Origin of the sequence: Paenibacillus solani, from assembly GCF_050475945.1 — a bacterium.
Lineage (GTDB): Bacteria > Bacillota > Bacilli > Paenibacillales > Paenibacillaceae > Paenibacillus_AQ > Paenibacillus_AQ solani_A.
On the sequence record NZ_JBCMXJ010000022.1, the window covers coordinates 1 to 14,552 of the forward strand.

At 46.7% G+C, this 14,552-nt stretch carries 14 protein-coding genes; all 14 read right to left on the reverse strand.

Annotation, left to right across the window (positions count from 1 at the left end; all coding sequences use genetic code 11):
* Positions 1-356 precede the first annotated feature (356 nt).
* The gene (locus ABEQ74_RS26705) at positions 357-2,081 is read right to left on the reverse strand and encodes a LysM peptidoglycan-binding domain-containing protein (protein ID WP_430125267.1); all 1,725 of its coding nucleotides are present in this window, start codon (positions 2,079-2,081) and stop codon (positions 357-359) included.
* 163 nt (positions 2,082-2,244) lie between these two features.
* Positions 2,245-3,129 carry a branched-chain-amino-acid transaminase gene (gene ilvE / locus ABEQ74_RS26710; RefSeq protein ID WP_430125268.1) on the reverse strand — a complete coding sequence of 295 codons (885 nt, stop codon included), beginning with the start codon at positions 3,127-3,129 and terminating at the stop codon, positions 2,245-2,247.
* Positions 3,130-4,017, reverse strand: coding sequence for a prephenate dehydratase (pheA, locus tag ABEQ74_RS26715; protein ID WP_430125269.1), 888 nt, complete (start codon positions 4,015-4,017; stop codon positions 3,130-3,132).
* The gene (gene thrB, locus ABEQ74_RS26720) at positions 4,014-4,982 is read right to left on the reverse strand and encodes a homoserine kinase (protein WP_430125270.1); all 969 of its coding nucleotides are present in this window, start codon (positions 4,980-4,982) and stop codon (positions 4,014-4,016) included. The genes pheA and thrB overlap by 4 nt, the downstream gene beginning before the upstream one ends.
* On the reverse strand, positions 4,979-6,052 hold the full coding sequence (gene thrC, locus ABEQ74_RS26725) for a threonine synthase (protein ID WP_430125271.1): 1,074 nt from the start codon (positions 6,050-6,052) through the stop codon (positions 4,979-4,981). Before thrC ends, thrB begins: the two co-directional genes overlap by 4 nt.
* 79 nt (positions 6,053-6,131) lie before the next feature.
* Complete coding sequence (locus ABEQ74_RS26730) at positions 6,132-7,418, reverse strand: homoserine dehydrogenase (RefSeq protein WP_430125272.1); 1,287 nt, start codon at positions 7,416-7,418, stop codon at positions 6,132-6,134.
* A 56-nt stretch (positions 7,419-7,474) separates the two neighbouring features.
* The gene (locus ABEQ74_RS26735; protein WP_053489372.1) at positions 7,475-7,912 is read right to left on the reverse strand and encodes an ACT domain-containing protein; all 438 of its coding nucleotides are present in this window, start codon (positions 7,910-7,912) and stop codon (positions 7,475-7,477) included.
* 262 nt (positions 7,913-8,174) lie between these two features.
* Positions 8,175-8,828, reverse strand: a complete 654-nt coding sequence (locus ABEQ74_RS26740; protein WP_430125273.1) for a hypothetical protein — start codon at positions 8,826-8,828, stop codon at positions 8,175-8,177.
* Between the two features lie 40 nt (positions 8,829-8,868).
* Entirely contained in the window at positions 8,869-9,600 is a 732-nt protein-coding gene (locus tag ABEQ74_RS26745; protein WP_430125274.1) for a hypothetical protein, read from the reverse strand.
* A gap of 24 nt (positions 9,601-9,624) precedes the next feature.
* Positions 9,625-10,383, reverse strand: coding sequence for a hypothetical protein (locus ABEQ74_RS26750; protein ID WP_430125275.1), 759 nt, complete (start codon positions 10,381-10,383; stop codon positions 9,625-9,627).
* Between the two features lie 18 nt (positions 10,384-10,401).
* A complete protein-coding gene (locus ABEQ74_RS26755; RefSeq protein WP_430125276.1) occupies positions 10,402-11,709 on the reverse strand; it encodes an SPFH domain-containing protein in 1,308 nt (435 codons plus the stop codon).
* A 284-nt stretch (positions 11,710-11,993) separates the two neighbouring features.
* A complete protein-coding gene (obgE, locus tag ABEQ74_RS26760; RefSeq protein ID WP_430125277.1) occupies positions 11,994-13,304 on the reverse strand; it encodes a GTPase ObgE in 1,311 nt (436 codons plus the stop codon).
* A 13-nt stretch (positions 13,305-13,317) separates the two neighbouring features.
* Positions 13,318-14,058: a Spo0B domain-containing protein gene (locus ABEQ74_RS26765; RefSeq protein WP_430125278.1), complete on the reverse strand. Its 741-nt coding sequence runs from the start codon at positions 14,056-14,058 to the stop codon at positions 13,318-13,320.
* 170 nt (positions 14,059-14,228) lie between these two features.
* Positions 14,229-14,540: a 50S ribosomal protein L27 gene (gene rpmA, locus ABEQ74_RS26770; protein ID WP_053489378.1), complete on the reverse strand. Its 312-nt coding sequence runs from the start codon at positions 14,538-14,540 to the stop codon at positions 14,229-14,231.
* Positions 14,541-14,552 lie beyond the last annotated feature (12 nt).

The window sequence follows — 14,552 nt, forward strand, 5'->3', positions numbered from 1 at the left end:
TGTTCAGTTTTCAAAGATCAACTTCTTCGTCACTAGCGAATCTCGTTCGCATCAGCAACTCTTATAATATATCATGTTTATTTCGATAATGCAAGAGGTTTTTTAGAAAGTTTTTTGTGTTTCATTTTCTCTCTCATTCGGCCTCTTTCCTGTCGCAATCTTGCCTTTCGCGACCGGATTTATAATGTACCATATCTTTTGATTTGTTAGCAACACATAAAATATTCCAATTGTTATTACTCTATCATTTAGCAATTAAGCTGCCATTTAATATAGAGGTCAATATAACATAAAGAAACAAAGGGGGACTGGAACTCCCCTTTTGTTTCGCAATGGCCAGACTATCGTCTTATTGTTTATCCCTTAATCCAAGGGTTGTGATGCTTTCTTTTTGATGCTGAGGATTGTTGCTTGCGTGACTTCTTGGCTGCTGTTGTTATTTTATTGACTTCTTGGCGATGCACTTTGGCTTTCGCTTTAGGAGCCTCTTCGATATCAGCGTCTCCGTTGGAAACGGAATCACCCTCAACATCACTGCTGATATTCAAATTGGTTTGCTGTGTATCAAAAGAAGCCAAAGAGTTAAATGATGAATCAAACTGTTGATCATTTTGTTGCCGGTCATTCCAGTCCGGCTCATATGGATTTACAAACTGTGGATATCCTCCATGAGTCCCCATGAAGCCAGAAGGCGAGCTGTGCATGTTTGCATTGTAATCCATTCCGCCCTGCCATGGTTGATAGGGTGCTGCCATACCAGGGTCATATGAATGATGCCCGTATTGTGGATACCCTTGAGTGGGCATATTATAGAACGGACTTGCTTCTCCTCCATGGCAGCCACAAGGAGATGGCACATAACCATATGTCATTGCTTCATGATGCTGCGCAGGATATGGATGATAATCGGAACCCATATTACCGGTATATGATTGTGTGACAGACAATTGGGTATATTCCAGACTTATAGGCTGTTCAGAAATACCCGGGTATGCTGAACCTGGATTCCCCCAACCTTCATTATAAGTGGCTGGCATCGCTTCCTGGTGTATATGATGATATGGATGTGCCGCGTTGCCATGATGAGATTCATGACACCCGCACGGACCTTTAGGGTAACCATACGGTGGCATCGCAAAGGCAGGCCCCATCTTATCAGGAAAATCAGGGCATGGATTCGGCATCATATGGATTGGCAACTCCATAAAAGGCGGGCATGGTTCAGCAGCAATAGGATGGACCGGATGTGGTAATGGCATAGTCTTAACAGGAAAAGTATATTCCGGTTCGACAGGTTTGTAAGGTGGTATGAATTCAGGTTTGAATTCGGGCAAGATGACAGGCTTTTTAAATTCCGGCATAACGTTTGGTAACTTAATCTCGGGCATAATCTCGGGTTTCTTGATCTCCGGCATGATCTCCGGCTTCTTGATCTCTGGCATGATTTCAGGTTTCTTGATCTCAGGCATAATGATCGGCTTTTTAATTTCAGGCAATATTTCCGGTTTAAACTCAGGCTCGAACTTTTTAGGTTCCTCCGGAAAAGGAGAAATCTCAGGGAGCTTCGGCAATATCGGCGGCTCGGGCTCCTTAACCTCAGGGATAACAACAGGCGGTTGCTCGATCGGCGCTGTCTCTTCTTTCTTAACCCCGGTGTAATCCTTGCTTCCAGGCTTCTTCTTGCCCGGAACCATACCGCTGCTGTCATTCATTGAATATCCGTCCGTGTCTGACTCCATGTGCGCGTCGGATGAAGGAATATTTACGACCTCTCCCACCAGCAGTGCATTCGGATTTTTAAGCTGGGGATTCGCATCAATGATTTCCTTCAAAGTTACTCCCCATGCTTTCGATAACTTCCAGAGAGAATCTCCTTGCTTTACCGAATGCTTATGGATAATGGGCTGGCCGCCGCCAGGAACCAGAACAGGCTCTGTTGGTACCTTGATTTTGGCACCGACATCAAGCTGATTCGGATCCACCAGCTGAGGATTGGCATCGATGAGCTTTGTCAATGGAACGTTGTATTTCTTGGACAGCTCATATAGGGTGTCGCCTTCCTTGACGATGTGTATCTTCACGCCGCTAAAACCTCCTACACTCTTCTAGGCATCATGTAATTCGCCTGCTTTCGTTACTACATCCTATGCACGGAATAGGCGATTGACATCCCTCTGGGCAAAAAAAAACCTTTCATGTCGATGAAAGGTTAGGTAAAGCCCATTATTTAGCTGTCCTGTGTCATTAGGATTCCCATACTTTATAACCGTCTTGGTCCACAATCTTCCGGAATTCTTCAAGCAGCTGAAGCGTAACTGGCCCAGCCTGACCTTTTCCGATAATACGACCATCAATTTCACGAGCAGCTATAACTTCGGCAGCGGTCCCCGTAAAAAAGACTTCATCCGCAATATATACATCATGCATGCTAAAAGGCTCTTCCTTCAGTTTAATGCCGAGTTTGTCGCATAAATCAATAATCGCTTGACGTGTAATGCCTTCAAGTGCGCCAAGATAGCATGGAGGCGTGGTGACCACACCATTTTTCACAATAAAAATGTTGTCCCCTGAGCCTTCCGTCACATAGCCTTGTGCGTTCATCATGATCGCTTCATCCGCTCCCGCAAAGTTGGATTGGATTTTCACAAGGATATTGTTCAAGTAGTTCAAGGATTTGATTTTTGGATTAAGCGCATCCGGAATATTACGACGCTGAGCTACAGAAACGGCCTTTAATCCATTTAAATAGGCCTCTTCAGAATAAATCGCCAGCTGTTCCACGATGATCAATACGGTTGGTTTAGGGCAGCGCCGCGGATCCAGGCCCAGGTTGCCGGCACCACGGGATACTACAATACGGATGTATCCGTTTCGCATATCGTTGCGTCGAATGGTTTCGGCCATAGCCTCCAGCAGCTCTTCGTAAGCCAGAGGAATAACTAAATCGATGGACTTGGCGGAGTCGTAAAGCCGGTCCAAGTGTTCCTTGCACTTAAAGATATTACCGTTATATATTCGAATACCTTCGAATATGCCGTCGCCATACAGAAATCCATGATCAAACACGGACACTTTAGCATTCTCTTTTGTGACGAATTCTCCATCAAGATAGATCCATTGCTCTGACATTTACTTAACCTCCAATTTCTCGCTTTCGTATGCATAACCGGGATAAGAACCCAGCACACGAACCAAACATCCCAGTGCTTCGATCTCTCCCATTGCAGCTACCAATAAAACAGAATCCGCGGCAGCCAAGACATCAATATAAAAATAGTAATTACCGAGCTTCTTCTTCGTTGGACGGGATTCGATCCGTGACAGGTTCAGGCGCCTCCAAGCAAATGCGGAAAGAACCTGATGCAGCGCTCCAGGCACGTCCTCCGGTAGCGTCACGAGAATGCTGGTCTTAATCTGTTCCGGCGAACGATTGACTGAAATCGGCTCACGTCCGATCAGCACAAAGCGGGTATAATTGTTATCATGATCTGTAATGCGCTCAGCAAGTACATTTAATCCGTGAGTGTCCGCACCGAGTGAAGTCCCAATTGCCGCCCAGCCCTGGCCTGGATTCTCCTTGACGATTTTAACCCCTTCTGAGGTGCTGCCCACTTGCTCTAACTCAGCCTGCGGTGCAGCCTTCGCTAGGAACTGACGGCACTGGGCTGTTGCAACCTGGTGGGACCAGATCTTTTTGATTTTACTGTAATCCATTGTTCCGTCACTTGAACGGAATTCCGAAGCATTCCCGATCAGGTTTTGAATAGAAGGGTAAACCCACTCCACCTGCATCGGCAGATCCACTTCATTGACCAGCCAATCCATATGCAAGCTTACCGAACCTTCGATGGTATTCTCAATCGGGATCACACTATAATCGCTTTTTCCTTCAACTGTAGACATAAATACATCAGAGATCAGTTTGTGGTGTACGAACTCCACTGGCTCACCGTTAAGAAGATAAAGTATCGCTTCATGAGATACCGATCCTGAGGGCAACAAGGCTATTTTTTTCATGCAGTAACTTCCCCTCTAATCATATCCAAAAAGGATCTGTTGTTAATATCATCCAGGATCTGGACGCCTTCTACCACCGGATTTAATGGATAGCACGAAGACATGATTCCTTCCGCCTTCATTGTTTCCACCAGATACGAGCTCAATTCATGTACCTGCGGCTCGTTCCGGTCCACAAGCGCAATCATCGTCGGGCCAGCTCCACTAAGCGCGATGCCGAGTGCTCCGTGGTCAGGCGCTTCGGCCAAAATCTTGGACATCCCCGGCACAAGCGGCGCCCGGTATGGCTGATGAACCCTGTCTTTCATTGCAGTTCGGATCAAGTCCAGTCTGCCTGCTGAAAGCGCAGCGACCATTAAGGAGGACCGACTAATATTATATACAGCATCCGCTAAACTGACCTGGGCTGGCAGCGCTTCTCTTGCTTTGGATGTTGCCAGCTCAAAATGAGGGATGACCACAAGCGTACCCAGATTCGCTGGAGGTTCAATGCGCATATAATCCGCATGGGTGCCATCCCATACAGCTGTTATAATGCCGCCGAATAAAGAAGCCCCCACATTATCCGGATGCTTCTCAAGATTCGTCGCCATATCAAAAAGCTTGGAATCCGGCAGTGGCGAACCGATCAGAGCATTGGCTGCCGCCAGTGCGCCAACAATCGCCGACGCACTGCTGCCAAGACCGCGGGTAAGCGGAATCTCCGAATACATGGAAATCTCAAGCTCCGGCACGGCCTGTCCCGCTTCTTCGAAAACCATCTGGGCCACCTTATAAATCAGGTTGCTCTTATCCGTCGGCAGACCGCCCATCTCATCGCCATGAAGATGAAATAAGGTTCTCTCCGATGCTTTCATCTCAATCCATGAATACAGAGACAATGCCATGCCGAGCGTATCGAATCCGGGTCCCAAATTAGCTGTACTGGCCGGAACCTTCACCCGAACACCTTGGGACAAACTCATACCTGTGCAGCCCCTTCAAGCTTGGCAATAGCGTCCATTACTGCTGATTCTGTATCCGACACAACAAGCGGTTCTGCATTCACGGTAGAAATGGCGATATTCGGGTCCTTCAGACCGTGCCCTGTCAATACACAAACCACGGATTCCCCACCTTTAAAATATCCTTCGCGCTTCATTTTATATACGCCTGCAATCGAGGCAGCCGATCCTGGCTCGGCAAAAATCCCCTCACGGGATGCGATTTTGCGGTAAGCAGCCAGAATTTCTTCATCTGTGACATAGTTAATTTGCCCACCGGATTCCTCTGCGGCGGCTACGGCTGTTTTCCAGCTCGCCGGGTTCCCGATACGGATAGCTGTTGCCACCGTTTCAGGATTCGGAATAGGCTCTCCTTTAACGATAGCCATTGCGCCTTCCGCCTCAAATCCAAGCATTTTGGGTAGAGAGGAAGATTTGCCAGCAGCATGGTACTCTTTAAATCCTTTCCAGTAAGCAGAGATATTCCCCGCATTGCCGACCGGAATAGCCAGTACGTCCGGAGCTTTGCCGAGCTGGTCCACGACCTCGAATGCAGCCGTCTTCTGGCCTTCAATTCGATAAGGATTCACCGAGTTTACCAGCGAAATCGGATGCTTGGCCGTAATCTCACGAACGATTTCCAGCGCTCGGTCGAAGTTGCCTTCAATCGCAATAACCTTGGCGCCATAAATCATCGCTTGAGCAAGCTTGCCCAGGGCAATATTATTGTTCGGGATGATAACGATACAATTTAGTCCCCCGCGAGCAGCGTAAGCAGCAGCTGCTGCAGAAGTATTACCTGTGGAGGCGCACATAATCGTACGGCTTCCTTCTTCCATTGCTTTTGCTACGGCCATTACCATCCCGCGGTCTTTAAAGGAACCTGTAGGATTAAGTCCTTCAAACTTAAAATGCAGATCAATCCCCAGCTCCTCCGACAGATTAACTGCTTTGATTAAAGGAGTATTTCCCTCTTTAAGGGTTAGAAGCGGGGTATTCTCGTTTACCGGCAGGTATTCTCTATAGGTTTGAATCAATCCTTCATATGGCATCTCTCATGTTCTCCTTTTCTAATCAAGAATTATAAATAATGTCATCATAAATCTGTTTTATGAAAACGAGTGAAAACTCTTATCCTTCAACACGGTAAACACTCTTGATCCGCCGAATGACTTCCATGCCCTCAAAATGATTTAGAACTTCATCCATACTTGCTTTGCTCGCATGGTGTGTGACGATGATAATTTCCGCATCCGGATTATGCTCATTCGGCTGTTGAACTACAGATTCCAAGCTGACTTGATATTGGGCAAACACCTGGGTAATCTGGGCAAGCACACCCGCTTTATCATCCACATGAAGCAGTATAAAGTTCTTGCACATGATTTGATCATCGGTTTTGAGCTTCTTCGGCTTGTAAGGAACGATAGCTTTGAGGCCGTTAACGCCCAGCTTCATATTCTTGATGATTGCGACAAGGTCAGCGACTACGGATGTGGCGGTTGGCATTTCTCCGGCGCCTGCTCCATAAAACATCGTTTCGCCGACAGCCTCTCCGTATACGTAAACCGCGTTAAACACACCATTTACGGATGCGATCGGATGTCCCTGACGGACCATCGTAGGCTGTACGCTAATGCTGAATTCATCGTCATCGCGCTCAGCAATGCCAAGAAGCTTCATTTCATAACCTAAGCGCTTAGCATAGGCAATGTCCTCTTTGGATACTTGCGAGATTCCCTTAACAGAAACATCCTGCAGCTCGACATTAGAGCGAAAGCCCAGCGTACCAAGTATCGCCATTTTGCGGGCCGCATCCAGTCCTTCCACATCCGAGGTCGGATCAGCTTCTGCATACCCCAGCTGCTGAGCCTCTGCCAATACATCCTCATATGAGGCGCCTTCTTGACTCATCTTGGTTAAAATGAAGTTGGTCGTGCCATTCACAATCCCCATGATTTTCATGATACGATCCGATGAGAATCCTTCAATGAGCGTCCGGATTATAGGAATGCCGCCAGCAACGCTAGCCTCATAGAACACATCACACTGTTTCTCTTGTGCCTTAGCAAGTATTTCGGCACCATGCAGGGCCATCAGATCCTTATTGGCGGTAATGATATGCTTGCCGCGTTCAAGCGCTTCAAGAATATAGGTTTTCGTCTGCTCTATCCCGCCCATCACTTCAACGATGACGTCAATCTCCGGGTCACGGATGACCGCCCATGGATCTTCCGTCAACTTGCTCTGATCAACATTCACGCTACGATATTTCTCCAAATGCTTTACTGCGATAAGCTCGATCGTAATCGGCGAACCGACCTGACTGCTTAAATCCTCTTGGTGCCCCTCTACGATGCGAACAACCCCAGTTCCCACGGTTCCTAATCCTAACAGTCCTACTTTGACCGGTCTCATTAATATACTACCTCCTGTATCCTATCAAATGGATGTGATTATCTGATTTTTATTTATTATCCTTGCCCTATCATCTGCACTTTTCGGACGCCGGTTATTCGCCTCAATCCATCGAGCAGATCATCCAGCTCCTCATTAAGCCGGGAGACTTCCACGGAGATCACAACATTTGCGATGCCCTGCAGCGGGATACTCTGATGGATGGTAAGCACATTGCCGCCTTCGCCAGCCACTTGTCCGAGCACCTCGGACAGCATGCCGGAACGATGCTCCATATCGATAGAAATCGTTACGATTTCATCACGCTCAAGTTGATTGATGGGGTGTATACCATCCTTGTACTTATAAAAAGCACTGCGGCTAAGCCCGACCTGCTCAACGGCTTCATGGACCGTTCTCACGTCTCCTGATGCCAGCAGCTTTTTCACTTGCATCGTTTTAACTACAGCTTCGGGAAGGATGTCTTCCCGGACCAGATAGTAGCGTTCCTTCACAAACGTCCTCTCCTCAAAGACTACTGTATTCGTATAGTGGACATTATACTGGATATATGAAGTGAGAGCAATACATAAATGTCCTGTTTTTTATCAAATCCAAATGGTTCCGTATGAACCTACAGTCTATACTATATCGCAATTCCCAACAGAACTCATCGTTATAAACTCGAAAATACGCATGGAATCGAAAAAAGGCAGCCTCCGGTATTCGAAGACTGCCCTTAGAACAATCATAAATGCCTTTAAATCTCACTGCTATTTAAGCAACAATCACCGTGCCGCAGTACTCGCACTCTTTTTCTTCATCCCGTGAAATTACAGTTCTGGCACCGCAGCCAGAGCATTCCACCGACTGCACCTCGATATTCTCTTGAGTCTCAACCGGTGTTACCGGTTCTCTATGCAATGACCTCATAATCAGCTCGCCATTCACAATCTTTCCATAAGGAAGCATGCGTTCCTTAATCATAAAATTTAAATCCCGGGTCACATGAGCCGGAGACTGATGCGCAGCAAACGCAATATGCTCAATATAAACCAAGCGCTGCTGCAAGACTGCTTCTTTATAGACTTCCATGAGTTTTTGAAATTTCTTGTCTACCAGATCAGCAGCGACAAGGGAACCGATCGCCGGAAGTAATAAGCATATCGCTAAGGTCAGATTATCATTTAGAAATTCCTCACTGGTTTCCATCGCCAGTAGAAAGATTATGAAGCAAATGATGTAAGAGCCGAACAGTGACCAGCCGACCAGTCTCATGTTTCTCCCTTGATAAGGATGATGTCGTTGCGTAGGCAGGATACGAAGTCCAGCAATGATCAGTGCCAATGGAAAAAACACATACGTGAATACAATAATAAAATAATCGAATCGGGAAAATTGTACTCTATAACGCTTTGACGGAACACTCATTCAAAGGTCTCCTAGTCTGTTTTACTATGAATTTCACATGTTAAGCAACGATCACGGTGCCGCAGTACTCGCATTCTTTCCCCTCAGCCTGCGAAACCACCGTTCTTGCCCCGCAACCAGGACACTCCACAGACTTCGGCGCTGAATCAGCTTGATCCTGATGTGTGGATTCAGTGCCTAAAGAATACTGTACTCGTTGGCCTCTGCGCGAAACAAACTCTCCCTGGGTGGAGAATTCTGATTTTCTGTGCAAGGACGGTATGATGATCATCCCATCTTCAATCCTCCCATTCGGGAGTATACGCTTTTCAAACATGAACGTTATATCTCGAATGACATGCTCTTCGGTTAGCCTTGCCTCCTGAGCGATATAGTCAACGCGAAGCAGACCTTTTTGCATGATGGCATTGAAGTAGAATTGCAGCAAACCACTAAATTTCTTGTCTTCTTTTATGGCAATCAGCAGCATGATGATAGCCGGAATCAGTATGATAATTCCAAATACGAAGGAGGCTGAATAGAGGCCTTCAACATCCCCATCTTCTATCGTTGCAATAATCATTAGAAATTCTATGACCCCATAAGTTATAATCAGCACCCAGCCAAAAAGCCGATTATTCCTTCCCTTGCAACTATTATGACGATGGGTGACCAGAACCCGAATAGCCGCGAGCACGATAGCCAGCGGAAAAAATACAACAGCCACTCCGGTAATAAGATAATCCCAGTTCGTGAAACTCAATTTGAAGCGCTTCGGATAAGAAGCTCCCATATTCTATCCCCTCTATCATCTGCTTTAGGTTGAGCCTGTTTTAGCTTTCAGTAGTGTCGTGTTGCGATCCTGCACTGTTCTGAGAGTATCTTTGATTATATGAGCGGTTTGCTCTATCTGTTCACTCCGCTGTCCCGTTTGTAATTCCCCGATCAGCGTTACCTGATCCTCTAGCAGCGAGATTTTTTGCCGGATTATTTGCTCAATTTCATATAATGAAGTGTGTGAGATGGGGTCACTATAGCGAAGCGTTTCCTCAAGTTCACCCATCTGCCTGTCTAACGATTTAAGATCCTCATCTTGCAACAGATGTATTCTTTTTCGAATAGAACTGATCCAGTCTACTGTTTCCCTCTTTACTGCAAGCTGATCATTTTCCTTCTGACTTATAGTTCCTGCATATTTCCCTGCCCCAGCGATTAAACCGAGAACAAGAGCAAATCCTAATATTGTAATCAAATGAATAAGAGCATAGGATGATACAGGCAGACTAAATAAATATCCTAACATAACAACTTCCAAAATGACGGAAACAGCATAGATTCCAATAATAACGCCGGACGCAATATAGAATGGTGCCCCGGATGAGGACGACTTGCGCCGCTCAATCACTCTACTTATAAATACGAGAATAGCTGTCTCGACGCATCCAAGAGCTATACCCGATATCCAATCAATGAGTTGGCTCAATCCGCCTAGTACTCCGAACAGGAGAATGGTTACGATCGGGAGCACTACGGTTGCCAGTCTTAATCCATTATGACCTGCGGTTCGTGTAATCACTTGATTCCCCACTTTCGCTTACATCAATTTATGGCCACACTCCATACAAAACTTCTGGCCCGATTTAATCTCATGATTACATTCAGGACACGCAAGCGAATGGCTAGATCCACAGCTGGGGCAAAATTTAGCTTCAGCATCAACCAATTGACCACATTCGCGACAAGGCATAGGAAGCGGTGAGCCGCAACCCGGACATTCGACTGCTCCTGCCGGATGGTCGTAACCACACTGAGGACATGCATGATATGGATCTCCGCAATGAAGGCAGAATTTTGCATTTCGAGGTAGAGTATGCCCGCAATCGCTGCACTGGATTTCTACCTCTGATTCTTCCTCTACCTGTGTCTGAATCGACTGACCGCAACTCGAACAGAATCTCGCTTCTTCCCCATTCAGTGTGCCGCACTTCGTGCAAGCTTTCTGCTTTGTATGCACATCGTTCTTGTCAGGAACTCTCGAACCTTCGAACATATGACCGACCGTGTCGTACATGGGGCCAACCATCCCAAGTCCCAAACCTAATCCCGTTCCCATTACAGCTGCCGGACTGCCCGGATTCTTCGCTGCACCCTCAAGCGTATTGAAGGTTCTTTCCTGATGATAGGTATATCCGATGATATCCATCTCAGCTTTTTTCGCTAACGCTTCCTTGATTCTAATAGCTGCCGGGTCGTTCTCCGGTATATTGATGGAATCGACATAGAAATTTAGCAAGGAAATGCCCATTTCTTCAAATGAAGCGCCAATCGCTTCCATGATGTGCTTCGATATTTCCGCTATATACGCATTGATTTCCACCACGCTGATTTTTTTGCGAACGATATATGAGGATATAATCTCTGTAATATTGGACATCAGTACACCACGGTAGTACTTGATCAGGGTACCTTGGTCAAAGGTCGGCAATGTGCCCACCATGGTTGCCAGAAATTTTCGCGGATCACTGATCTGAACACCAAATTGGCCGTACGCTCGAAGTGATACGATAATGTTATATTTCGGATCTTGAAGCTGTATTGGAGAACTGGTTCCCCACTTTACATCAAGAGAACGCAGCTTATTCACAAACCACACTTCAGCGGTAAAGGGAGACTTCCCTCCGAAAGGTAGATTGATTACATTGGATAAAATCGGTATATTAGCCGTACTTAGCGTATGCCGTCCTGCAGAAAATGAGTCCAAAGCCTGGCCGCCCTTGTACAGGATCGCCTCCTGCGTCTCATGCACGATGAGCTGGGTCCAGGTGCCTAACTCTTTGTTCGGATACCGCCAAGCAAATACATCGGGTGGCCCCTCGTATTTTACAACCTCAATAATAGCCATATTTCTACTCTCCTTTTTGCACGGTTCCTTCCATCCAGATGATCTAAGATTAAGGTACTATTGTACTACTATTGTATACGATTTAGCCGAGAAATGGATGCAAATTTTGGAAATGTATTTATGCTATTAGAACTGCCTCATAACTTGACCGGATGATCTCCGAAAATCATAGCTGCGATTTAGATTCAACAGATTACATAAGAGTTTCACATACAAAAAAATACCGCTGGCCTGCTGTTAGACAGACTTGCGGTATTATGGTTATATACGGTAATTTTAGCGCATTAATAGTAACTGCTGCCTTCAACAAATTCGAATTCAAAATCACCAATTCGTACAATGGTGCCATCCGTCGCTCCGCGTTTTCGAAGCTCTTCATCCACACCCATATGACGCATTGTTCGTGCAAGCTTCAAGATGGCATCATGGGAATTCATCTGCATGCGTTTTAGGAGCCCTTCGATCTTCTCACTGTGTACCACATACATTTCATTATCCCTGGAAATGGTAAAGGAGTTATTGTTCTGAGCCTTAAATTTATAAACCTTACGCTCGGCAACCTCCGTCACTTCTTCAATAGCCGGTTCATCCGGTATACTCTCCAGAACATCAATCGTTCGGTATAACAATTCTTGAATGCCTTGACGGGTCAATGAGGAAATCGGCATAACCTCGATGTCAGGGCGAATTTCCTTTACCTTCTCTTTGAAGGCTGCCAGATACTCTTCTGCTTCCGGCATGTCCATTTTGTTGGCTGCCACGATTTGCGGCCGCTCGATGAGAGCAGGATTATAGAGCCTAATCTCATCATTGATTTTTTGCCAATCCTCAAAAGGATCTCTTCCTTCCGTGCCGGCCATATCTACTACATGGATAATAACACGAGTTCTTTCTACGTGCCGCAGGAATTCATGACCGAGTCCCACGCCCTCATGGGCACCTTCAATCAAACCAGGCAGGTCTGCCATTACAAAGTTACGGCCATCTCCAACCTCAACCATGCCTAAGTTCGGCGTAATGGTCGTAAAGTGGTAGGCGCCAATCTTAGGCTGAGCCGCAGACACGACCGATAACAATGTCGATTTACCTACGCTCGGGAACCCAACAAGACCTACGTCAGCCATCACTTTAAGCTCCATGGTTACGTAGCGTTCTTCGCCTTCCTCCCCGTTCTCGGCAAGCTCCGGGGCTGGATTATTCGGAGTGGCAAAGCGTATATTTCCGCGTCCTCCGCGTCCTCCACGGGCAACCACCACCTGCTGTCCGTGCCGGGTCAAATCGCCAATCACTTCACCGGTATCATCATCTATTAAGATGGTACCGGGAGGGATCCGAACGATCATACTGTCCGCATTCGCGCCATGCTGACTTTTATTTCGGCCTTTTTCCCCGCGCTTAGCCTTAAAATGCTTCTGGTAACGAAAGTCCATCAAAGTGCGCAGTCCTTCATCCACCCGGAAAATCACGTCGCCGCCCTTACCGCCATCGCCGCCGGCAGGTCCGCCTTCAGGAACGTATTTCTCACGACGGAATGAGATGAGTCCATCGCCACCGTCGCCGCCTTTTACATATACTTTTGCCTTATCTACAAACATGAAATCACCTTCCTCAAGTCACAAACGGCAGATACAAACGATAGGAGATCTCTCCCGGCTCCATCTGTTCCACCCGAATGCCTTCACCTCTTACGGATTGTTCGATCTGAAGTTTCAAGCTGTCTGGTTCTCCAAAGGTTCCTTCCCCTTGAGCCCATACAATCAGCTCATGCTCTTGCTGCATAAATGTTAATGTTAACTGCCGGGCTTCTCCCCATGACGCTTTTCCGCTCAATTGGAAAGCCCTCACCGTTTGAATGATCGCTTCGGTAATAGACTCTGCCGCTTGTGGCGATACTTTGTCTTCCAGCTGAACCTGATCCACAACTTCAACATCAAGCTGCAGATTGCTACTGAATGAACGATATGAATGTAAGTAAAAAACCAGCGAAGGAATGCCTAACTTGGAGATTCTGCTCTCCGTCGCCATCCTGTCTCTTATTCTTTCCACAGAAGCCACTGTTTTATCAAGTTTTCCAAGCTGAATGTAGCCATACAAAATTTGAAGCTCATTCATCCAATCGTGACGATGATGATTCAGCATTTGAATCGCCGTCTGCTCGATATTCCGAACGATGGCCTGTGCTCTCCGCTCTTCCATTCTTCGGACTAGCCATGCTCCAAAGACAGATGCGGCTATGACCCAAGCCGTTAACACTGCTCCTGCAGCCAAAGTTGGTCTCCATACCATCCATGCTACCGGTATTACGGAGGTTAACCCCGCCCCAGCTGTTATCCATTTCCAGGATTTCATCGCTTCTCCTCGTCTTTCAACACCAATTGGTTACATTCACCAAATCCAAGTATATCACAGACTTTCGGGGCGGTTCATCCCCCTAGATTATCATTCTTGGGTAATTTCACAAAAAAAGAAGCCCCGGCAACGATGCCGGAAGGCTTCTTCTTATGCAGCGTAAGAAACGATTAAGCTTCTACTGCAGCCGCTACTGGAGCGACATCAACCGGGTAGACGCTCACTTTCTTGCGATCACGACCCCAACGCTCAAATTTCACAACGCCGTCAACTTTCGCAAACAAAGTATCGTCTTTACCGATACCCACGTTCGTACCTGGATGAATTTTCGTTCCGCGTTGACGAACCAAGATGCTGCCGCCAGATACCGCTTGACCGTCTGCACGCTTAACACCCAGACGTTTCGCTTGGCTATCACGACCGTTCTTTGTGGAACCTACACCTTTTTTCGATGCGAATAACTGAAGATCCAATTTCAACATGTTGTCTACCTC

Coding starts and splice junctions, on each gene's coding strand:
- ilvE (WP_430125268.1), bottom strand. CDS start 3,129: ATGTCAGAGCAATGGATCTATCTTGATGGAGAATTCGTCACAAAAGAG.
- obgE (WP_430125277.1), bottom strand. CDS start 13,304: ATGTTTGTAGATAAGGCAAAAGTATATGTAAAAGGCGGCGACGGTGGC.
- ABEQ74_RS26745 (WP_430125274.1), bottom strand. CDS start 9,600: ATGGGAGCTTCTTATCCGAAGCGCTTCAAATTGAGTTTCACGAACTGG.
- ABEQ74_RS26755 (WP_430125276.1), bottom strand. CDS start 11,709: ATGGCTATTATTGAGGTTGTAAAATACGAGGGGCCACCCGATGTATTT.
- ABEQ74_RS26765 (WP_430125278.1), bottom strand. CDS start 14,058: ATGAAATCCTGGAAATGGATAACAGCTGGGGCGGGGTTAACCTCCGTA.
- thrC (WP_430125271.1), bottom strand. CDS start 6,052: ATGCCATATGAAGGATTGATTCAAACCTATAGAGAATACCTGCCGGTA.
- thrB (WP_430125270.1), bottom strand. CDS start 4,982: ATGAGTTTGTCCCAAGGTGTTCGGGTGAAGGTTCCGGCCAGTACAGCT.
- ABEQ74_RS26730 (WP_430125272.1), bottom strand. CDS start 7,418: ATGAGACCGGTCAAAGTAGGACTGTTAGGATTAGGAACCGTGGGAACT.
- rpmA (WP_053489378.1), bottom strand. CDS start 14,540: ATGTTGAAATTGGATCTTCAGTTATTCGCATCGAAAAAAGGTGTAGGT.
- pheA (WP_430125269.1), bottom strand. CDS start 4,017: ATGAAAAAAATAGCCTTGTTGCCCTCAGGATCGGTATCTCATGAAGCG.
- ABEQ74_RS26740 (WP_430125273.1), bottom strand. CDS start 8,828: ATGAGTGTTCCGTCAAAGCGTTATAGAGTACAATTTTCCCGATTCGAT.